This is a genomic window from Bartonella sp. bp_1, from assembly GCF_055808085.1.
Window position 1 is genome coordinate 874,197 of sequence record NZ_CM147851.1, and the last position, 21,637, is coordinate 895,833.

15 protein-coding genes and 1 pseudogene are annotated in these 21,637 nt (G+C 44.1%); 5 read left to right on the forward strand and 11 right to left on the reverse strand.

Going from position 1 to position 21,637, the window contains the following annotated elements; all coding sequences use genetic code 11:
- Nucleotides 1-90: 90 nt before the first annotated feature.
- Nucleotides 91-2,340: a DNA topoisomerase IV subunit A gene (gene parC / locus ACYZ97_RS04345; RefSeq protein WP_473300250.1), complete on the forward strand. Its 2,250-nt coding sequence runs from the start codon at nt 91-93 to the stop codon at nt 2,338-2,340.
- Between the two features lie 37 nt (nt 2,341-2,377).
- Here parC and queF read toward each other — a convergent pair whose 3' ends face one another.
- The 8 genes from queF to ACYZ97_RS04385 form a co-directional block, all read right to left on the reverse strand.
- Nucleotides 2,378-2,845, reverse strand: a complete 468-nt coding sequence (gene queF / locus ACYZ97_RS04350; RefSeq protein WP_473300251.1) for a preQ(1) synthase — start codon at nt 2,843-2,845, stop codon at nt 2,378-2,380.
- 3 nt (nt 2,846-2,848) lie between these two features.
- Nucleotides 2,849-3,547, reverse strand: a complete 699-nt coding sequence (gene queC / locus ACYZ97_RS04355) for a 7-cyano-7-deazaguanine synthase QueC (protein ID WP_473300252.1) — start codon at nt 3,545-3,547, stop codon at nt 2,849-2,851.
- 5 nt (nt 3,548-3,552) lie between these two features.
- The gene (locus ACYZ97_RS04360; RefSeq protein WP_473300253.1) at nt 3,553-4,209 is read right to left on the reverse strand and encodes a YrbL family protein; all 657 of its coding nucleotides are present in this window, start codon (nt 4,207-4,209) and stop codon (nt 3,553-3,555) included.
- Between the two features lie 89 nt (nt 4,210-4,298).
- Nucleotides 4,299-5,042, reverse strand: coding sequence for an arginyltransferase (locus ACYZ97_RS04365; protein ID WP_473300254.1), 744 nt, complete (start codon nt 5,040-5,042; stop codon nt 4,299-4,301).
- A gap of 94 nt (nt 5,043-5,136) precedes the next feature.
- Nucleotides 5,137-5,484, reverse strand: a complete 348-nt coding sequence (locus ACYZ97_RS04370; protein ID WP_473300255.1) for a RidA family protein — start codon at nt 5,482-5,484, stop codon at nt 5,137-5,139.
- Nucleotides 5,485-5,499: 15 nt separating this feature from the next.
- Entirely contained in the window at nt 5,500-6,813 is a 1,314-nt protein-coding gene (gene rimO, locus ACYZ97_RS04375) for a 30S ribosomal protein S12 methylthiotransferase RimO (RefSeq protein ID WP_473300256.1), read from the reverse strand.
- Between the two features lie 107 nt (nt 6,814-6,920).
- Nucleotides 6,921-7,625: a transcriptional repressor LexA gene (gene lexA, locus ACYZ97_RS04380; RefSeq protein WP_473300257.1), complete on the reverse strand. Its 705-nt coding sequence runs from the start codon at nt 7,623-7,625 to the stop codon at nt 6,921-6,923.
- A gap of 155 nt (nt 7,626-7,780) precedes the next feature.
- Nucleotides 7,781-10,417, reverse strand: coding sequence for an Rne/Rng family ribonuclease (locus ACYZ97_RS04385; RefSeq protein WP_473300258.1), 2,637 nt, complete (start codon nt 10,415-10,417; stop codon nt 7,781-7,783).
- A gap of 534 nt (nt 10,418-10,951) precedes the next feature.
- On the opposite strand from ACYZ97_RS04385, the gene ACYZ97_RS04390 reads away from it, so the two are divergent.
- From ACYZ97_RS04390 to prfB, 3 genes and pseudogenes are all read left to right on the forward strand, one after another.
- The gene (locus ACYZ97_RS04390; RefSeq protein WP_473300259.1) at nt 10,952-12,094 is read left to right on the forward strand and encodes an N-acetylmuramoyl-L-alanine amidase; all 1,143 of its coding nucleotides are present in this window, start codon (nt 10,952-10,954) and stop codon (nt 12,092-12,094) included.
- Nucleotides 12,095-12,354: 260 nt separating this feature from the next.
- Nucleotides 12,355-14,721: pseudogene (locus ACYZ97_RS04395) on the forward strand (penicillin-binding protein 1A); the annotation flags it as partial.
- A 105-nt stretch (nt 14,722-14,826) separates the two neighbouring features.
- A protein-coding gene (prfB, locus tag ACYZ97_RS04400; protein WP_473300260.1) for a peptide chain release factor 2 occupies nt 14,827-15,955 on the forward strand; the annotation gives its coding sequence in 2 pieces (ribosomal slippage) (nt 14,827-14,895 and nt 14,897-15,955; 1,128 coding nt in all).
- 11 nt (nt 15,956-15,966) lie between these two features.
- On the opposite strand, the gene ACYZ97_RS04405 is transcribed toward prfB, so the two are convergent.
- Nucleotides 15,967-16,209, reverse strand: coding sequence for a hypothetical protein (locus tag ACYZ97_RS04405; RefSeq protein WP_473300261.1), 243 nt, complete (start codon nt 16,207-16,209; stop codon nt 15,967-15,969).
- Between the two features lie 63 nt (nt 16,210-16,272).
- Nucleotides 16,273-16,749 (reverse strand): peroxiredoxin, encoded by a 477-nt coding sequence (locus ACYZ97_RS04410; RefSeq protein ID WP_473300262.1) that lies wholly within the window; start codon nt 16,747-16,749, stop codon nt 16,273-16,275.
- A 254-nt stretch (nt 16,750-17,003) separates the two neighbouring features.
- On the opposite strand from ACYZ97_RS04410, the gene ACYZ97_RS04415 reads away from it, so the two are divergent.
- Nucleotides 17,004-20,282: a DUF3971 domain-containing protein gene (locus tag ACYZ97_RS04415; RefSeq protein WP_473300263.1), complete on the forward strand. Its 3,279-nt coding sequence runs from the start codon at nt 17,004-17,006 to the stop codon at nt 20,280-20,282.
- A gap of 31 nt (nt 20,283-20,313) precedes the next feature.
- On the opposite strand, the gene tyrS is transcribed toward ACYZ97_RS04415, so the two are convergent.
- Nucleotides 20,314-21,567, reverse strand: a complete 1,254-nt coding sequence (gene tyrS / locus ACYZ97_RS04420; protein ID WP_473300264.1) for a tyrosine--tRNA ligase — start codon at nt 21,565-21,567, stop codon at nt 20,314-20,316.
- Between the last annotated feature and the right edge of the window lie 70 nt (nt 21,568-21,637).

Here is a 21,637-nt window from a genome sequence, read left to right on the forward strand (position 1 = left end):
TCTAACAGTTGACGTTGATAACTTCAAGAATGCGCATAACGCTTGCCAGTTGCGGCTTGCAGGCGAATCACCCACTTGTTATGAGAAGATATGTCAAAAGAAGTGATTCCATCCGCAGCCGATCAAAATATACAAACAGTCGAATTGCGTTCTGCTTTGCAGGAGCGCTATCTTGCCTATGCACTTTCTACAATCATGCATCGTGCATTGCCTGATGTCCGGGATGGTTTGAAGCCAGTTCATCGGCGTATTATTCATGCCATGCGGCTTTTAAAGCTTAACCCCGATCAGGCTTATGCAAAATGTGCCCGTATCGTTGGTGATGTGATGGGTAAGTTTCATCCGCATGGTGATGCTTCGATTTATGATGCGCTCGTGCGTCTGGCACAGGATTTTGCTGTGCGTTATCCATTGATTGATGGGCAGGGTAATTTTGGTAATATCGATGGTGATAATGCAGCGGCTATGCGTTATACCGAAGCGCGGATGACTCAGGTTTCCAGCCTTTTGCTGGAGGGTATTAACGAGAACGCTATTGATTTTCGTCCCACTTATAATGAAGAAGATGAAGAACCTGTTGTTCTTCCTGGTGCTTTTCCCAATCTTCTCGCCAATGGCTCTTCTGGCATTGCCGTCGGTATGGCCACATCGATTCCGCCACATAATGTTGCAGAGCTTTGTGAGGCAGCACTTCATCTGATTGCCAATCCTCATGCAGCAAATGAAGATATTGTTACTTTTGTTAAAGGGCCGGATTTTCCAACGGGTGGCATCCTTGTTGAACCGAAAGAGCAGATTCTCGATGCCTACCGGACAGGACGCGGTTCATTTCGTCTGCGTGCGCGCTGGCATAAGGAAGAAGGCGCACGTGGCTCATATGTCATCGTTGTTACCGAAATTCCTTATCAGGTGCAAAAGTCACGTCTGATTGAGAAAACAGCTGAGCTGCTTTTAGCACGCAAGTTGCCAATGCTTGAAGATATTCGCGATGAATCTGCCGAAGATATACGTATCGTATTAGAACCTAAAAACCGTACAATCGATCCGGAACTATTAATGGAATCGCTATTCAAGTTGAGTGACTTTGAGGTGCGCATTCCATTGAATATGAATGTTCTTTCAATGGGCAAGGTGCCTAATGTTCTTTCTTTACGGGATGTTTTGCAGCAGTGGCTTGCGCATCGTAAGGAAGTCTTGGTGCGCCGGTCACAACACCGTTTGGATGAAATTGCTCGCCGTCTCGATATATTGGGTGGTTATCTTATAGCCTATCTCAATCTGGATGAGGTTATTCGTATCATTCGAGAGGAAGATGATTCTAAAGCTGAACTTATTCGCTCTTTTGAATTGACCGAGACACAGGCCGAAGCCATTTTGAATATGCGCCTCCGTTCATTACGGCGCTTGGAAGAGTTTGAGATCAAGAAAGAATTTGATTCTCTGACTGCAGAGCAAAAGGAATTGGAAGCATTGTTGCAATCCAACACCCGGCAATGGAAGACCATTGCCGGCGAAATTGCCGCTTTGCGCAAAACATTTTCGGTCGATACAGCGCTTGGTGCGCGTCGCACAAGCTTTGAAGATGCACCAACCCACGATATTGAAGATATCCAACAAGCCATGATCGAGCGGGAACCGGTCACCATCGTCGTATCCGAAAAAGGCTGGATGCGGGCCATGAAGGGGCATCTTTCAGATTACAAGAGCCTCTCTTTTAAGGAAGGTGATGGCCTGAAGCTAGCCTTCCCAGCCTATACAACCGATAAGATTATCGTTGTCAGTACAGCGGGCAAGTTCTTTACAATTGGTGCGAATATATTACCTGGCGGGCGAGGGCATGGTGATCCTATCCGTATTCTTGTTGATATGGATAATGATCAGGATATTCTGACGTCCTTTGTTCATGAGCCTCAAGGTAAGCTGTTGATTGCCTCCCATATGGGGAATGGCTTTATTGTGCCGGAAAGTGAAACGGTTGCCAATACACGCAAAGGCAAGCAGATTATGAATGTTAAGCAGCCGGATGAAGCTTATATCTGTAAACGCATACAGGGCGATCATGTTGCTGTGGTCGGTGAAAATAGAAAAATGTTGGTATTCCCACTGGATCAGATTCCCGAAATGAGCCGCGGCAAGGGGGTGCGTCTGCAACGTTATAAGGATGGTGGAATTAGCGATATTTGCACCTTCAATATTGCCGATGGTCTGGTTTGGACGGATGTGGCAGAGCGTATATTTACACGTTCAAAAGATGAATTGCTCGAATGGATTGGTACTCGGGCTGGCGCAGGGCGCATGGTGCCAAAAGGCTTTCCTAAAAGCGGAAAGTTCTCAGGATAACAAAAAGATAAGTTTCTTTGTTGGAGCGGATTGTTAATTATCCACGTCCACGATAGCCTGCAACATCCTGGGGTGGTATCCAAACATTTTCAGGGGTCTTGCCGCTTTGCCAAAAGACATCAATGGGAATACCGCCGCGCGGATACCAATAGCCACCAATCCGCAACCATTGTGGCTTTAACAAATCAAAAATCCGGCGTCCAATTGCAACGGTACAATCTTCATGAAAGGCGCCATGATTGCGAAAAGAGCCCAGATATAATTTAAGCGATTTGCTTTCAACCAGCCATTGGTCGGGAATATAATCGATAACCAGATGGGCAAAGTCCGGTTGTGCGGTGATTGGACACAATGATGTAAATTCGGGTGCGGTAAAGCGAACACAATAAGCTGTATCGGCTTGCGGATTAGGAACCTTTTCCAATACGGCCTCTTTGGGAGAGGCCGGTAAGTCTGTTTTTGTGCCGAGCTGCTTCAAGCCGTTATAGATGGATTTCTCACTCATTCGTCAGCCTCTTTCTTGATGTTTTTTTAATGTCTCTTGCCAGAAGTCTTCATCTTCATAATCGGTCGGATCGACAACTTCAGCAAGAAAAAAGGCTTCACGTCGTTCAACGCATGTTCCACAACGTCCGCAATGTTTTTCTCCGCCCTTATAACAAGACCATGTCTCGATAAAGGGAACACCATTTTCGTTGCCGTCACGGACAATGGCAGTTTTGTTTTTATCGACATAAGGCGCATAGAGCGAGACAGCATTGTCGAGTGATAGTTTTTCCATTGCATCAAATGCCGAAATAAAGTTGGGGCGACAATCGGGATAGATAAAATGGTCGCCGCCATGGACAGCAAGGGCGACATGGTCCGCTTTGTTTGCAGCCGCTATAGCATAAGCAATTGTTAAAAATACAGCGTTCCGATTAGGTACAACGGTTACCTTCATAGTTTCTTCGCTATAATGGCCATCAGGTACTGCGATATTGTCGGTTAAGGCTGATCCGATAAGGGCTTTGCCAATATTTGAAATATCAATGAGATGAAAGGGAACGCTAAGTTTTTGCGCACATAGCTTTGCGTATTGCATTTCTTTGCTGTGCTTTTGTCCATAATTGAATGAGATAATTGCACCAAGTGCGTTGCGGGCTTTGAGATGGTAGGCAAGGGTCACTGAGTCTAGGCCGCCTGAACAGATAAGATACGCATTCATTGTTATTATTTTCCATATCCGGTTTTTTCTGGACCACGCATATCCAAAAATTCCTGTTTGCCTGTTACGCCGTAGAGTTGCTTAAGAAAAAAGCGTACTTCTTGATTGTTTTTGAGCCGATTGCGATGCTGGTTTAATGTTCTTATCTTGATAAGGCCGGATTCTCCAAACCCATCAACAAGGACCAGACGCGGCTGACCTGTTCGCCAGCTCAAGACAACATTTGACATATCCATATCATGCACGACGATGCGGGTATGGCGCACCCATGAGATAATATCGACAATTTGCTCCATATAGAGGTCAATTTTATCGGCATAATACGCAATAGAATGGCCATAACCGTTATTTTCATCACATTCTGCTTCCATGACCATGCCCAGCCCCATATCTGTTTGGGCCAATTCAATAATAGATAGAATATGTGCACGGTCTTCAGGGGATTTGAATTTCTTAAATTCCCTATATTCACCCATATTGGTGCTATTGGTATGAAGTCCCTTCCATAAGCGTTTTACAGTCGAATAGCCGTAGATTTTTTTGATCCATTTTTGCAGCGGTATTTTAATCAGCAGGTTTTTATTGTCAGGATGTACGTAGACAGCTCGTGATGTTCCGGCAAATAAAGGTTTTTGATCTGATATCTTGATAATGGAGGTCATGGTTCACGCATGTATTCATAAAATTTTCGGGAACATACGCGCAATGGATAAGCAAGTAAATGCACAAAGAACCCTGTTGGGGAGGACAGCTATTCTATATATTGCCATCGGTCATTGATTAATCGTTCTTGTGGTCTGAAGCGCTGTTTATAATTCATCTTATGCGACCCCTCGACCCAATAGCCAAGATAGAGATAAGGGAGGCCCATATCTCGTGCTCGCTTGATATGATCAAGTATCATATAAGTGCCAAGTGAACGTTGAGAGAGAGACGGTCTATAAAAAGAATAGACCATAGATAACCCGTCGCTGATAACATCGGTCAGGGCCACGCCGACTAGCGAGCTTGACATGCAATCGTTTGCCGCTCCCATATCATCATTGCGATATTCAATAACCATTGTATCTACATGGGTATCTTCGATCATCATTTGATAGTCTTTCATTGTCATATCGGCCATCCCCCCGTTAGGGTGTCTATGGTCCTGATAGTCCTGAAAGAGTATGTATTGTTCCGGGTTTGCAAGTGGAAGGCACTGGTTTGAGAGAATATTGTGATTTCGTTTTTCAATGCGTTTCATTGATTTGTCCGCGGAAAAGGAAGCAACGCATACCCTCACGGATATGCATGCCTGACAGTTTTCACAAACTGGCCGATAAGCTATGTTTTGGGATCTCCTGAAACCACCTTGATTGAGCAGGTTGCCGATATCACAGGCAAATGGACCAGAAAGATGGGTAAACACTTTCCGTTCAAAATGCCCGTCAAGATAAGGACACGGTTGCGGTGCCGTCAAATAGAATTGCGGTTTTACCGTTTCGTGTTCGCTCATTCTGTCCGATATCCAGATATGATGTCAAAAACTGCAACACCTTGGTTGTCATATAATGTAGAATGATTATGGCCAGCGTGTTGTTTTATTTTTATTAGCGTGTGGCGGCCGTTACAATAATTTCAACCAGATAATCAGGGGACGCCAATTTGGCTTCGCCAGTTGCGCGTGCAGGCGTATTGTTAGGATCAACCCATTTTTCCCATACAGCATTCATTGCTTCGAAATATCTCATATCGCTCAGCCAGATTGTCGCTGAGAGGATCATGGATTTATCGCTATTTACACTGGCTAAAAGGCGATCGACTTCTGCCAGAGCGTCCTGTGTTTGTTTGGTAATATCCCCACCATTTTCCCCGACTTGTCCGGCTAAAAATGCCATCTTGTTATAGCTAACGACTGCACTCATAAGGTTGTTGGATTCAAGTCTGGTGATCGTCATTGTCTTTCCTTTTATTTATACAGCTATACCATAAAGGTCATAAGCATCTGATTTTTCTATTTTTACTGTTACGATGTCCCCTTGTCTCAGCGGACGGCGTGATGTGATGTGCACATTGCCATCAATTTCAGGTGCATCATATTTACTGCGACCGATTGCCTGTGTGCCATCGGCTTTGTCGATGATGACAGGCAGTCGTTTGCCAACTTTTTTGCTGAGTAGCTTGGCCGAAACTTTTTGCTGGGTTTCCATAAATTTGCGCCAACGCATTTCCTTTACGTCATCTGGAACCTCTAACAATCCTAATGCGTTGGAGGGTGCACCATGAACAGGTTCATATTTGAAACAACCTGCACGTTCGATTTTTGCTTCATTCAACCAGTGCAGCAACATATCAAAATCATCATCTGTTTCACCGGGAAAGCCAACAATGAAGGTAGAGCGCAAAGCAAGATCTGGGCAGATTTCTCGCCATTTTTCAATGCGCCTGCTTGTTTTTTCCTGATGGGCAGGACGCTTCATGTTTTTTAATACTGTTGGTGAAGCATGCTGGAAGGGGATGTCAAGATAAGGAAGTATCTTGCCGTCTGCCATTAAAGGAATAACATCATCAACATGCGGGTAAGGGTAGACATAGTGCATACGAATCCATATGCCCATTTCACCGAGTTCTGTAGCCAAATCTAGAAATTTAGTACGTATTTCACGATCTTTAAACGTGCTACTAGCGTATTTTAAGTCAACGCCATAAGCACTTGTATCCTGTGAAATGACAAGCAGTTCTTTGACACCTGCCTTAGCGAGTTTTTCTGCTTCGCGTAATACATCTGCGATCGGACGAGATACAAGATTGCCGCGAAGATGCGGAATAATACAGAAACTGCAGCTGTTGGAACAGCCTTCGGAAATCTTGAGATAGGCATAGTGGCGGGGCGTCAGGCGAATTCCTTGTTCTGGCACAAGGTCGACAAACGGATCATGGATGGGTGGCGCGGCTTCATGAACTGCATTAAGCACACTTTCATAGGCTTGCGGGCCAGTAATCGCCATAACACTGGGATGTGCTTTACGGATAATATCAGGCTCGGCACCAAGGCAGCCTGTTACAATAACTTTACCATTTTCCTTGATGGCTTCACCGATATTAGCCAATGATTCATCCCGGGCAGAATCGAGAAATCCGCAAGTGTTGACGATCACAAGATCCGCACCTTCATGATTACGGGATATTTCATACCCTTCAGAACGCAGGCTGGTAATAATACGTTCGGAATCCACCAGGGCTTTAGGGCAGCCCAATGAAACAAAACTTATTCTTGGTGAAGGCATGAGTTATCCTGACATAGAAACCGGTTAGGCAAGTGAAAAATTCGTTTGTTGCCCATAACACATAGGAAACAGGCAAGCAATAAATGCCCATCGTCATAAAAGTAGTCTTAATAACGTCGGATCAGGCCAACAAGTTTTCCTTGAACGCGAATCCGGTCTGGCCCAAAAATACGCGTTTCATAAGCAGGATTGGCGGCTTCTAGTGCTATGGACGCTCCTTTGCGACGATAGCGTTTCAATGTTGCTTCTTCATCATCAACAAGGGCTACTACAATTTCTCCTGGACTTGCCGTGTCTGATTTTTTAATAATAACGGTATCACCATCAAAAATACCGGCTTCAATCATGGAATCGCCTTTAACCTCAAGCGCATAATGTTCACCGCCACCAATCATATCGGCAGGTAGGGAAAGTGTATTTGTTTGATGTTCTATGGCTGAGATTGGAACACCTGCAGCAATGCGTCCCATCAAGGGAACATTGACATTGGCAGCTTCTTCCATATCGGTAGGCATTGCCATTTTGGTTTGGGCAGGTGCAGTGTTTTTAACCAGACTAGGACGAAAACCACCAGCTGGTGCCAAGCCTGGAGCAATGGAGTCAGGAAGACGTACAACTTCCAATGCTCGAGCACGATTAGGCAAACGGCGTATAAAGCCACGCTCTTCCAAAGCAGTAATCAAGCGATGAATGCCTGACTTTGAAGCCAAATCAAGAGCTTCTTTCATTTCATCGAAAGAAGGGGGAATGCCCGTCTCTTTCATGCGGTCATGAATGAACAACAAAAGCTCATGTTGTTTGCGTGTCAGCATAATGGTCCCCAACAGAATCAATGAAAACAAAACAAGAACATACACTATATGTTCCATTATTGTTCTGCAAGGGTTTCAAAAAAATTAATTTTAAATGGGATATTTGATAATGAATAGAGAGACCCAAGGTCTCTCTATTCATATTTTTAGACTTATTAGAAAAAGCTTTTTCTTTGCCACCAGCCGGCACGCTTGGGCTTTTCGGCCTCCGGTTCGGTGTTTGAAGATGTGACAACGGGTTCGCTTATAGCTTCTTCTGTTGTCTTTTTAGATGCAGCTTTTTTGGTGCGCGTAGTCTTCTTGGGAGGATCAATTGTTGAGTTAGTTGCAGGCTCTTGATCTTTTATTGTCTCGTTAGCTGCTTTTTTACTGCGTCTAATTACTGCTTTTTTTGTTTTCTTGGCAGATTCTTCAATTTCTTTAATATCAGATTCTACTTCAATTGTGACTTCTGCCTGCTTGGGTGCAGCTTTTTTGCGGCCACGTTTTTTAGGCGCTTCTTCACTGATGTTTTCTATAGGTGTTTCTGCAACAGCAATGTCGACTATCTCTTGTGTCGATGGTGCTGTCTTGTTGTTGCGACGTGATTTCTTGGCCTTTGTTTGTGTCTTAGGCTCAGAAACTTGGTCAGGTGCAATAAATGTATCAAGGTTGCCGACAGGCTCAGCTGCTGGTGCATGACGGCGGCGACGTGCTTCGCGTACTTCACGCAGAGCCTGTTCGGCAAATGCACCGACTGGTTCTGCATAGGGAAGACGACGACGATCAAATTCACCATCCCGATTGCGGCGTCCACCGCGACGTCCACGACGACGACGGCGGCGGCGGTCCTCTTCACGTTCACTGTCAGATGATTCAATATTCTGGTTGTGCCCGTTTTCATTATCAGAATGGCGCTCGCCACGTTGTCCACGGCGACGGCGGTTTCTCGACGGACGATGTGATTCTGTCTGTTCGTTGTTTTCTTCTTCGTCCTCGAAAGTGATATCCTCGATTGGGTCTTCTTCTTCAACCGGCAGAAGCTGGATTGGTGCAGCGGGCGTGCCGGTTGCCTCAGCCCCCTTGATGATAATAAGATGCTGGTTTCCAACGCTTTCATCTGTTTCGAAGTTGATAACAAGACCAAAACGTTTTTCCAGATCCGCTAGGACTGTTCTCTTATGATTGAGAACATAAAGAGCGGTAGAAACAGGTGTACGGACCGTAATGTCAAAATGGCCATTGCGTAGAAGGTATTCTTCAATCGTACGAACGACATGAAGGGCCAGTGAAGAATCTGAACGCACATGCCCGGTACCGCCACAGTGGGTGCAGGGCTGGGTTGTGCTTTCAAGAACGGAAGCCCGAATGCGCTGCCGGCTCATTTCCATAAGACCAAAATGGGAAATACGACCGACCTGAATACGGGCGCGGTCATCTTTTAGGCAATCTTTCAACCGTTTTTCAACAGCACGAATATTGCGTTTCTCATCCATATCAATGAAGTCGATAACAACGAGACCGGCCAAATCGCGCAAGCGTAATTGACGGGCAACCTCTTCTGCCGCTTCTATGTTGGTCTGATAGGCTGTTTCCTCAATTGAATGTTCTTTTGTCGAGCGACCAGAGTTAACGTCGATTGCGACAAGTGCTTCAGTCTGATTGATGACAAGATAACCGCCAGATTTCAATGTGACTTGCGGCTGCAACATTTTATCTAGCTGTGTTTCGATGCCATTACGGGCAAAAATAGGGTAGGGATCACGATAGGGCTGAACAACTTTTGCATGGCTTGGCATAAGCATGCGCATGAAATCTTTAGCTTCGCGATAGCCTTCATCTCCGGCTACAAGAATTTCGCTAATATCTTTATTATAAAGATCGCGGATCGATCGCTTGATCAGGCTACCTTCTTCATAGACAAGGGCAGGTGCCGTCGATTGAAGTGTCAGATTGCGAACATTTTCCCATAAACGCATTAGATATTCATAATCGCGTTTAACCTCGACCTTAGTACGATTGGCACCGGCTGTACGCAAAATAACGCCCATGCCTTTGGGGACTTCAAGTTCCTTGACAATATCTTTAAGGCGCTTGCGATCCTGTACATTAGTAATTTTTCGTGAAATACCGCCACCACGAGCTGTATTGGGCATAAGTACGGAATAGCGTCCGGCCAGCGACAGATAGGTTGTAAGCGCCGCACCTTTATTGCCACGTTCTTCCTTGACTACCTGGATTAGCAAAATCTGGCGGCGCTTAATAACTTCTTGTATCTTATATTGCTTGCGCTGGAATCGTTGTGTCGGCACTTCTTCCATCGCATCACCGGCGCCGACTGATTCAATGCTGTCTTCACTATTTTCGTTGTCCTCATCAGGCTCAACGTCAACAGATTCTGCATCTTCATGGAGCGTATCGGTTTCTACGTCTTCTGCTATTGTTGCTTTCTTGGGTTGACGCCCGCGTTTCTTTTTAGCGCTTTTTTCAGCGATCAGGTCATCTTCTTCATTATCTTCAATAGCGGCCTGTTCCTCAGCTTCAATAAGAGCCTGACGATCGGCAACCGGAATTTGATAATAGTCGGGATGGATTTCGGAAAAAGCTAAAAAACCATGACGGTTGCCACCATATTCGACAAAAGCAGCCTGCAAAGAAGGCTCTACCCTTGTGACGCGGGCTAGATAGATATTTCCCTTTAACTGTTTTTTGTGCTGAGATTCAAAATCGAATTCTTCAATTCGGTTTCCACGAACAACAACAACCCGTGTTTCCTCCTGGTGGGAGGCGTCGATAAGCATTTTGTTTGACATTGTAAATAATCCTGAAGGCGACGCGCGATAAAGCAAGCAAAGGCTTTGTATGATCAAAGCTGTTTGAAATGGCGCGATGTCTGCCGTTAAATGGCTGTTTTGCAGAAAAAATAGATAAAGAGCGCGGTAAGTTCGCGGTGATCGCAGCCAAATGAGAGCTGTATATCGATATAGCCGGAAAAGACATAATCCTGCGCTGTCTCCACAAAACGGTTTTTCTCAAATCCGGTTATGCCGGATCACGAAACTTTATTCAAAAGCGCGGTCATCTGCGGAAACGATAGGTAAAATAAACCTTGTTCGCCGATGCCTGCGCCGCTAGAGGTTGATGGGCAAGGGAAGAATGTACTATAAGACATTCGATTCGATGACCAATTCACCACGATACGCTTTTATTGGCATATTATGCTTATGACAAGTAGCAATATTTGGACAGAGCCTTTTCGGTGTGATGCTTTGGCGGAAAAAATGGTTTTGATAAAACGTTTTATCACTCTTTGTTGCCTTTTATTGGTTGGTTTAGGCGCCTTTTTTGTGACGTCTTTGGATGCTCAAGAAAAAAACAATGATCATTTGAAAATGATCAGTCTTCGTATTGTTGGCGACGATAATCGGCTACGGATTGTTACGGTTTTCAATCAGAGACCTGATTATAGGATCCAGCTTCTTAAAAATCCGACACGGATTGTTATTGATATGGATGCTATGGAGTTTGTTAATCCGGCTGAAACTGTTGCAACGCATGGCTTGATTAATGCCGTACGATATGGCGCTACGGGAAATGCCAGCTCGCGCATTATTTTACACGCCAATCGTTATATCAATATTGATAATGCCAGGATTGGGGCTTTGGACGGTGGTTTATGGCAACTGATTATAGATATAGAAAAAACGGATCGCGCATCCTTTGATAAAGCAGTCAGGCAATATCAAAAATCATTTTTACAAAATGATGATACTACCAGACAAAAGGGAGCCAATGATTTCCGTGTTGTCATTGATGCAGGCCATGGTGGCATTGACAGCGGTGCCAAGGGGCTAAGCGATATACTGGAAAAAAACGTAACGCTGGCTTTTGCCAGATCACTACGTGATGAATTGGAGCGAACTTCCGGGCTGGATGTGTTTTTAACACGTGATAGTGATGTATTTCTGAGGCTTAATGAGCGCGTCCAGAAAGCGCGTGCCTATGGTGCCGATCTTTTTATTTCTATTCATGCAGATACAATTAATGTGCGTGATTTACGCGGCGCCACCGTTTATACTCTTTCTGACAAAGCATCCGATGATATATCCAAATTATTGGCCGAACGAGAAAACAAGGCAGATCTTCTTGATGGATTGCCGCCGGATGAACAGCCTGAAATAGCTGATATACTGATTGATCTAACCCGACGTGAAACCCACAGTTTTTCTGTCAATTTTGCCGATAGCCTGATTTCGAATTTTAAAAATAACAATATATTGTTGATTAATAATCCGCATCGTTATGCCGGTTTTCAGGTGTTAAAAGCTCCAGATGTTCCTTCTGTTTTAATTGAAATTGGATATTTGTCGAATAATGAGGATGAAAAGTTGATAACGAATCCGCAATGGCGGAAAAAAATGGCGGCATCCATTGCTTCGTCTGTTCGTAGTTTCGCCGATTACAGGGCTGGCAGGATCAAAAGAGATTGATAGCCTGTTAATAACGCCTATATAAGGCAAAAATGATTTTTATGGTCATAAGAATGACAATAAGTTAAACGATAAGGCGCTTGCAAATTCACTGAAGGATGATTATCGCCAGTGGAGTATGTGTATGCGGTAGAGCGGAAATAAAGTGGCGACCTGTTAATATGATTAAATTTTTTAAAAGTATTGTTAGTCTGGGAATGGCGTCTACCGCTTTACTTACGCTGGCTTCTATGGCTCACGCTCAGGACAATAGTCGTAATCTTCCCGATTATGAAGTTCTTGAAAAATATGAACCACCGGTCATGACCCGCATCCATGCGGCTGATGGCGGATTAATGGCTGAATTTGCAACCAATAGACGTCTTTATATTCCAATCCAATCGGTACCTGATCAGGTAAAGGAAGCCTTTATCTCTGCTGAAGATAAGAACTTTTATAAGCATTACGGGTTGGACCCTGAAGGGCTTGCACGTGCTATTGTCAATAATGTGCGCAATTTCGGATCGGGGCGTCGTCCTGAAGGGGCCTCTACAATCACGCAGCAGGTTGCAAAGAATTTTCTTCTAACGTCGGATGCAACACTCCAGCGTAAAGTCAAGGAAGCAATTCTCTCGATCCGTATCGAAAAAGCCTATTCAAAAGATAAGATACTTGAGCTTTATCTGAATGAAATTTATCTGGGCCGCGGGGCCTATGGTATTGCTGCGGCTGCGCTAACCTATTTCAATAAATCGGTTAATGAGCTGACTATTGAGGAAGCCGCCTATCTCGCCTCTTTACCGAAGGGGCCATCAAATTATGATCCTTTCCGTCATACGCAACGTGCTCTTGATCGCCGTAACTGGGTCATAGATCGAATGGTTGAGAATGGTTACGTCACACAAGAAGATGGTGCAAAAGCCAAATTAAAACAGCTTGGTGTCACTCTGCGTGGCGATGATACCTACGTTTTTGCAGCGGATTATTTTACCGAAGAAGTACGACGCCAGTTAATTAATAAATATGGTTCGAAAGTTCTTTATGAGGGCGGATTATCTGTCAGGACGACACTCAATCCGAAGCTGCAAGTTACGGCGCGTCGTGCATTGCAAAACGGTTTGTTGAAATATGATCGCAACTATGGTTGGCGCGGTGCTTTCAATCATATTGATATAGCCGGTGATTGGGGGGTAACTCTTTCCAAGATTAACGGTTTCAGCGATGTGCCTGAATGGCAGCTGGCGGTTGTCCTTAATGTAAGTGCTGATAAAGTCGATATTGGATTACAACCCAAAAAAGAAGTTTCAGGCTTATTTTCAAAAGAACGTATATTTGGCACCATAGCAGCTGACGATATGAAATGGGCATATCGTTTGATTGATAAAAGCGGACATCGTTCAACGGCTAAAAATCCAACAGGTGTTTTCCAAGTTGGAGATGTTGTTTTCGTCGAGAAAAAAGGAGAAGGTAGCAATACCTACCTTCTAAGGCAGCCTCCAAAAGTTCAAGGCGCTATTATTGCGATGGAGCCTTTAACCGGTCGTGTTCTAGCTATGGTTGGCGGTTTTTCTTTTGCAGAATCTGAGTTTAATCGTGCAACACAGGCAAAAAGGCAGCCTGGCTCATCATTTAAACCTTTTGTTTATGCAGCAGCGCTTGATAATGGTTATACGCCGGCATCTGTTGTTCTTGATGGCCCTGTTGAAATCAGGCAGCCCAATGGCGAGGTATGGAGACCTAAAAACTACGGGGGCAAATTTGCGGGACCTTCGACATTGCGTTCTGGTATAGAACATTCGCGCAATTTGATGACTGTGCGTTTGGCCAATGATCTGGGGATGCCGATTGTTGCTGAATATGCCGAACGTTTTGGTATTTATGATAAATTGCAACCCTATTTGCCTATGGCCCTTGGTGCTGGTGAGACAACGGTATTGCGCATGGTGACTGCGTATTCTGTGATTGCCAATGGCGGGCGTTCTATTACAGCTTCAATGATTGACCGTATTCAAGATCGATATGGTAAAACTATTTATCGACATGATCAGCGTGAGTGTCCTGATTGCAACGTATCTTCATGGCAAAACCAGAATGAGCCAGAATTGATTGATGTCCGTGATCAGGTGCTTGATCCGATGACAGCTTATCAGATCACATCCATGATGGAAGGCGTCGTGAAGCGTGGTACAGCTGCCCGCCTTAATTATCTTAACCGTCATATTGCCGGTAAAACTGGAACGACAAATGATTCACGAGATACGTGGTTCATCGGTTTTACACCTAATATCGTTGTTGGTGTATTTATTGGTTATGACCAACCTCATAATCTTGGTTATGGCGCGACTGGTAGCTCTTTACCTTTGCCGGTATTTGGAGAGTTTATGGAAAAGACAATGGCTGGACAGCCGGATGTGGCTTTCAAAATGCCTGAGGGGATGCATCAAGTATCAATTGACCGGACAACGGGCATGCGTGCTGAACCGGGTGATACCAATGTGATTGTTGAAGCTTTCAAACCAGGAACAGGGCCTGCTGATGTCTATCAAGTAATTGGTGGCACAGAATCCTTTCAGGAAGGTGTCGCAACGCCCCCTGTTTCTCAGCGAGCCCAAGACGCTATCAATAGTGGTTCTGGCGGTTTGTTTTAATTTTCCGTGTTAACCCTTGTTAAGGCTTTGACATTACGGTGTTGGAAACCTATGTTCCGCGCACAAGATAACAGGGCAAGATTTTGACTTTGCAGAGATATAAAAATGCGTGCAGAAATTGAAACTTTGGTAGATGAAATCAGGCAGGCGATAAGCCTGCTGAGGAGGCATCTTTGACTGGGATCAGTCTTTAAAGCGTCTTGATTATCTTAATAGTCAGGCCGAAGATCCAAATTTCTGGAATGATGCAGCCAAAGCGCAGGAATTGATGCGAGAACGTCAACGTCTTGAAGAATCAATTCAAGGTATCAATCGCCTGACCCAGACATTGGATGATAGTATAGAACTGATCGCTATGGGTGAAGAAGAAGGCGATCAAGCTATCGTCAAGGATGCAGAAGAAGCCATTCGCGGTCTCAAGGAAGAAATTGACAGCCGTCAGATTGAAATGCTGCTTTCTGGCGAAGCTGATGCCAATGATACCTATTTGGAAGTCCATGCAGGAGCTGGTGGGACCGAAAGTCAGGACTGGGCATCGATGCTTTTGCGTATGTATACACGCTGGGCAGAAAAACACGGTAATAAGGTCGAAATCATGGAAATCCATGACGGAGAAGAAGCCGGCATTAAATCTGCGACTATTCTTGTTAAAGGCCATAATGCTTATGGTATGCTTAAAACGGAATCCGGCGTCCATCGTCTTGTACGTATTTCACCTTATGATTCAAACGCTCGCCGTCATACTTCTTTTGCGAGTATTTGGGTCTATCCGGTTATTGATGACAACATTGAAGTCGATGTATCAGAATCTGATGTCCGCATTGATACATATCGTGCATCCGGCGCAGGGGGGCAGCATATCAATACGACAGATTCTGCCGTACGTATCACTCACATAAAAACAGGCATTGTCGTTCAATGTCAGGCTGAGCGTTCACAGCATAAAAATCGTGCAGCAGCATGGTCAATGTTGCGCGCGCGCCTTTATGAAGAAGAACTGAAAAAGCGTGAAGAAGAGGCGAATGCTGTAGAGGCGAGCAAGACAGATATCGGGTGGGGGCATCAGATACGCTCTTATGTCTTGCAGCCTTATCAATTGGTGAAGGATTTGCGTACAGGGGTAGAAAATACAGATCCCTCACGTGTGCTTGACGGTGATCTTGATGCTTTTATGGAAGCAGCTCTTGCGCAGCGCGTTCATGGCACAAAAGCGGATGTCGAGGATATTGATTAAAGAGAAATATATTAAAAGCGGTGACCTGTAATAATCGGATCAACGTGTATATCGGAAGAAAGATCAAGCGGTTTTTCCACATCTGTATGGCCCACAACAACAGGAGGCATAGGTTGTTGGCTGACTTTTACGACGGTCGCTGTAGAGTGAATTGGCTTTTCGATCATCAAGCTATTGTTATTTGGAACAGCCGCAAATGCGGTGCTGATCGTAGTCAAACAAGCAATAATACAAGATGTCTGTAAAAGGCGCATAAGACTTATTCCGTCATTAAATCATTAACAGAATAGGTCTTATTTCTTAACAAATCCTTACCCTTAGGATTCAGCTAGTGCTTGGCAGGCTTTTAAAACGGTCTCCGCATGATTGGGGACAGAGACTTTACGCCAGCATTGAACAATCTTGCCATGACTATCAATAAGCAGGGTTGTTCGTTCAACGCCCATATATTTACGGCCATACATGCTTTTTTCAACCCACACGCCATATGAATTGAGTGTTTCTTTGTTTTCATCCGCAACAAGGCACAGATCAAGCTCATGTTTTGCTATGAATTTTTCATGCTTTTTTATGGGGTCAGGTGACATTCCGATAATCGAAACATTGAGCTTACGAAATGATTCTTGCAACAGGGTAAAATCCTTTGCTTCAACCGTACAGCCGCTTGTATCGTCTTTTGGATAAAAATAAAGAACCACCGGATGACCGCGTAAATCTGACAATTTTATATTTTTTCCGCCGTTTGCAGGTAGATTGAAATCGGGAGCCATATCTCCAATATCGGGACGTGTCATATCAACGCCTTTCTTTTCTTGTTTAAGGCTGTCGACTTTGCCCTTTGAGTAGCTGAAATGCAAGTTATGACGTGGTAAAGTCATTCGTAATTAAAAGATGAACGGTTGTTGATGTGACTGGCCCCCATAAAAAAATAAGATTCTCGTCAAAAGAGATCAAAAAACTTGGAACATATCCATCTGCAACTGATAGCAGCGGTATTCAGGTTAAGACTCGGCGACATAAGCCAAAACGGCGGAAATTGAGACGTTTCTTGTCCATTCTTTTTTGTTCACTGCTGGCTCTGTTTGTTTTGGCTGTTCTTCTTTTAAAGGTGGGGATTAGTGGTGAAATTTTAACTGGACAAATGCAGGCTGCCTTGGATCGTCAGCTCAAGAATACTGTTTCCATCAAAATATCGAATGCCCAGATATCTTTGGATGACAATTTTCATATAGCACTTGAAGCGAGTGATGTTAAAATCAATGATTTGAAAGCTCCTGTGGAAGTCGAGAAAATAGGCGCCATCAAACTCGGACTTTCAACTTTGGCATTGTTGACCGGTAGAGTTGAAGTCCATCAGGTTGAGCTCCATCAATCCCGACTGAGTTATCGTTCAAACGGCGATTCCAATGTTTTTGCTAATTTACCAAAAACAGTTACAGGACAGGTTGATATGGCTGTCATTGGCAATCTTGCCTTTCAGTCATTGGATCGTTTTTTCTTGAGCCTACAAAACCAGTCTATTCGCAGTATTGTCTTCGATGATGTCGATATGCGTTTAAAATCCACGGATCGTGAGACGGATATAAGAATTGATCGTTTGTCCAGTTATCGCTCATCCAAAGAAATCAAGGTGGAGGGGGATGTTTTATGGAACGATTCACCGCTGACAATAAATATGCAGGTACAGTATCAGGATAATAAAGCTGTATCTTTGATGGCATCTATAAATAATTTTCCATTGCATCTTGGAGCTGCGGATGGTGTCAGTCCTTTCTTACCCAATGGTCGTACTAATAATGGCCATTTCAAATTAAAAGGCCAAACAAATTTTAATCTTTCAGCCCGACGGGACACTTCGGGTGATCTACAGCGCATGGACATTGGTATTGATCTGGGACGAGGACTTATGGATCTTGGAACAGAACAGAATATGCCTGCTCATATAAGACTGAAGGCAGAATTTGTAGTCGGGAGCGGCAAAATAGAAATATTGCCGTCCCTGATCGAAGTTGCTGGTGTTCGTATTCCTTTTAATGGCGCGATGGGAGCAATGCCAAGCGAGGGGGAAGATTCTTCTGAATATGGTGAATATCGGTTCGAGATCGTTGGTAATGATGGGCGTTCAGCACCTAGTGAATCCTCTGAAAAAGCCACGCATTTTGCATTGAAAGTAGCAGGACACCTCAATCCCGAAAACAAACGGATAGAGTTCAATGAAATTACGCTTAATACAACAAGTGGGCAACTCTTGGGACGAGGGACCTTGGTATTTGGGCAGGGGTCTCCTGAAACTATTTTTGTTTTAAATGTGCCTAAATTATCAAGCGCGGATGTAAAACAACTTTGGCCGGTAAATGTTGCACCTGGTGGGCGTCGATGGGTACTTTCTCATGTTTATGGTGGTGAAATATCAAACGGCACAATCGAGATTGCATTGCCATTAGGATATTTTCGTAGTGGTATACCGGCAGAACCGTTAAGCGAAAAAGAAATAAAGATCAGTGCTGCACTTAATGATATCCGATCCGATATTATTGGTGAATTGCCAGCGATTCGCGATGCCGCCGGCAAAGTAGAAATCCAAGGGACAACAACGACAATTACGCTTGATAAAGGTATTGTATATATGCCGGACAATCGCCAGTTTGAGCTTTCAAATGGGATGCTTGTGATTCCATGGGGTCCGCAACGCCCAGTTTATTCGGTGGCAGAAGTCTATGTCAAAGGCGATTTACAGTCAGCCGGTCAACTGATTGGTATGCAGCCAATCAATGCACGTAGCCGTTTGCCATTCAATGTGGATGATGTTAGTGGGCAGACAGACGCTCGCGTCAAGGTCCGTTTTCCGGTTACACATGATAATCCACGCGGGGCCTTTACATATGATGTGGCGATGAATTTCAAAAATTTTTCCTTGGCCAAACCTATGAATGACATAAGCGTTGCTGCGGCAAATGGAACAGTCAATGTCACAAATGATGGCGTTCATATCATCGCTTCTGGCAGGATGAATGATCTGCCTGCTGATGTCGATATTGTACAGCCTTTCAACAATTCTTCCGAAATGAAGAAAAGTGAGAAACTTGTCTTAAAACTGGATGATGATACACGTAAAAAGCATTTTTCTTTCCTCGACAATATAGTGACAGGAACATTGCCGGTTGAAGTTGGCAGTGACGATAAGGGTAAGCGCCATATCAAGGCGGATCTGACTCAAATTACTTTGAATTTTCCATGGATTGGCTGGTCGAAAGGTAAGGGGATAGCAGCAATTGCGGAATTTGATCTACCCGCTAATGTAGCCAAGGCTGAACATTTTGAAGTTGAGAAATTCAAGATAAATGGCAGTGGAATTGATATTAATGGAAGTCTAAAAATCATTGCACGTCAGCTTGATAGTGCCATTTTTTCTAAAATAGCTCTTAATAAGGGGGATGATATTTCGCTGGATATCAAGCGTCAAAATAAGACACTCAATGTTACAGCCAAAGGTAATGCATTTGATGTCCGTTCGCTTATAAAGTCGATCGGAAAAACACCGTCTAATGATGGAAATGACGTCATATTGAAAGCCGATATCAATACGGTAACAGGCTTTAACAATGAAAAGCTTAATAAGCTGGCTATGAATTATAGCAATATAGCCAGTAAAAATACACAAATGAAAGTCAATGCACTAACGGCAAGTGGACAGCCCGTCACTGTCCAGATGAGTAATAGTCCGTCTAGCCAGACATTAAAAGCAGAAAGCCGTGACGCCGGCGCTGTCATGCGATTTATGGATTATTATGATAAGATATATGGCGGCACTTTGAAGGCAACATTGAGTGGCAATAATGGTGATCTATTGACTGGTCCTGTCAGCATTCGAAATTTTAATGTGATTAATGAAACCAAGCTTGAAAAACTTGTTTCAACTCGACCAGTACAAACTGGGAAGAGTTTGAATGAAGCCGTAAACGGAAAAATTGATAGTTCGAAAGTCTATTTTGATGTCGCTTATGCCAAAATAGGCAAGGGCAATAATTATTTGGTGCTTGATCGTGGTGTGGTTCGTGGCCCGTCCGTTGGCGCAACATTCCAAGGGGTACTTTATGATGCCTCTAGCAATATGTCGATTACCGGTACATTTATGCCAGCTTATGGGCTCAACAGGTTATTCGGTGAATTGCCAATACTTGGACAGGTGCTGGGTAATGGCCGTGATCGTGGCCTGATTGGCATTACCTTCAAAATTGAAGGCAATACCAAGCAACCCCAAATTATGGTCAATCCGATATCGGCGATTGCGCCAGGGATATTCCGCTCAATTTTTGAATTCCAATAAGGAGCCGGGTAAAAATAACAGGCAGGCTGCTTTATTCTGGACGGATCAAAACGTGTTTCTTACGCCCGAATGAAAGTTTGATGACACCATCATTGGTTAAGTCTCTTTCTGTGACCATGATGGTTTCGTCATTTACCTGTTCATCATTAAGCCTTACACCACCACCTTGGACATGGCGACGGGCTTCACCATTGGATTTGGCAAGCCCGGCTTGAACCAATAAAGATAGAATACCTTCTCCGGTTTTTAGTTTTGCCATTTCAATAGCGATTGTCGGAAGATCTGTACTTAAAGCACCTTCTTCAAAGGTTTTCCTTGCTGTTTCAGCTGCAGCTTCTGCAGCCTCTTGCCCATGAAGCATAGCAGTAATTTCGGTTGCCAGAAGCTTTTTTACATCATTGAGTTCAGCACCTTGAACTTTTTCAAAACGGGCGATTTCACTCAAAGGCAAGGCTGTATAAAGTTTCATGAAGCGGATAACATCGGCATCTTCAGTATTACGCCAATATTGCCAGAAGTCATAAACGGATAATAATTCGGCATTCAACCATACAGCGCCGCCAAGACTTTTGCCCATTTTAACACCCGATGCCGTTGTTAAAAGTGGTGATGTCAGTGCATAAAGCTGTGGACAGTCCATACGGTGGCCCAGATCAATACCATTGATAATATTGCCCCATTGGTCCGATCCACCCATTTGCATGCGCGCATTATAACGTTTGTTCAGTTCTACAAAGTCATAGGCTTGCAAAATCATATAATTGAATTCGAGAAATGACAGTGAATGTTCACGATCCAGACGTGTTTTAACCGAATCAAATGACAACATACGATTGACTGAAAAATGGCGACCAACATCACGCAGGAATTCAAGATAGTTTAAGTTGCGCAACCAATCCGCATTATTAGCCATAATGGCATCCTGTTCACCATCATCAAATTTGATGTAACGTGAAAAGACCTTTTTAATACCTGCAATATTCTGTTCGATAGTTTCAACAGTCATAAGCTTGCGTGCTTCATCCTTAAAGGAAGGGTCGCCGATCATACCGGTGCCGCCGCCCATAAGGGCGATAGGGCGATGTCCGGTCTGCTGCATCCAGTATAGCATCATGATCTGCATCATATGTCCGACATGCAGACTGGAAGCAGTTGGATCAAATCCGATATAAGCTGTAACTTTTTCTTTGCTGAATAGTTCGTCCAGGCCTTGCTCGTCAGAGATTTGATGAATAAATCCCCGTTCTTGCATGATACGAAGAAAATCAGACTTAAAACCAGCCATCGATTAGGCTCCCTCATAAAACTGCGTTCAACATAGAAAACTGCTTTTCTTGATGGCGGGCTTTATCATA

Excerpts from the sequence above, each read along its gene's own strand:
- parC (WP_473300250.1), top strand. The coding sequence starts at position 91 with ATGTCAAAAGAAGTGATTCCATCCGCAGCCGATCAAAATATACAAACA.
- queF (WP_473300251.1), bottom strand. The coding sequence starts at position 2,845 with ATGAGTGAGAAATCCATCTATAACGGCTTGAAGCAGCTCGGCACAAAA.
- queC (WP_473300252.1), bottom strand. The coding sequence starts at position 3,547 with ATGAATGCGTATCTTATCTGTTCAGGCGGCCTAGACTCAGTGACCCTT.
- ACYZ97_RS04360 (WP_473300253.1), bottom strand. The coding sequence starts at position 4,209 with ATGACCTCCATTATCAAGATATCAGATCAAAAACCTTTATTTGCCGGA.
- ACYZ97_RS04365 (WP_473300254.1), bottom strand. The coding sequence starts at position 5,042 with ATGAGCGAACACGAAACGGTAAAACCGCAATTCTATTTGACGGCACCG.
- ACYZ97_RS04370 (WP_473300255.1), bottom strand. The coding sequence starts at position 5,484 with ATGACGATCACCAGACTTGAATCCAACAACCTTATGAGTGCAGTCGTT.
- rimO (WP_473300256.1), bottom strand. The coding sequence starts at position 6,813 with ATGCCTTCACCAAGAATAAGTTTTGTTTCATTGGGCTGCCCTAAAGCC.
- lexA (WP_473300257.1), bottom strand. The coding sequence starts at position 7,625 with ATGCTGACACGCAAACAACATGAGCTTTTGTTGTTCATTCATGACCGC.
- ACYZ97_RS04385 (WP_473300258.1), bottom strand. The coding sequence starts at position 10,417 with ATGTCAAACAAAATGCTTATCGACGCCTCCCACCAGGAGGAAACACGG.
- ACYZ97_RS04405 (WP_473300261.1), bottom strand. The coding sequence starts at position 16,209 with ATGCGCCTTTTACAGACATCTTGTATTATTGCTTGTTTGACTACGATC.
- ACYZ97_RS04410 (WP_473300262.1), bottom strand. The coding sequence starts at position 16,749 with ATGACACGTCCCGATATTGGAGATATGGCTCCCGATTTCAATCTACCT.
- tyrS (WP_473300264.1), bottom strand. The coding sequence starts at position 21,567 with ATGGCTGGTTTTAAGTCTGATTTTCTTCGTATCATGCAAGAACGGGGA.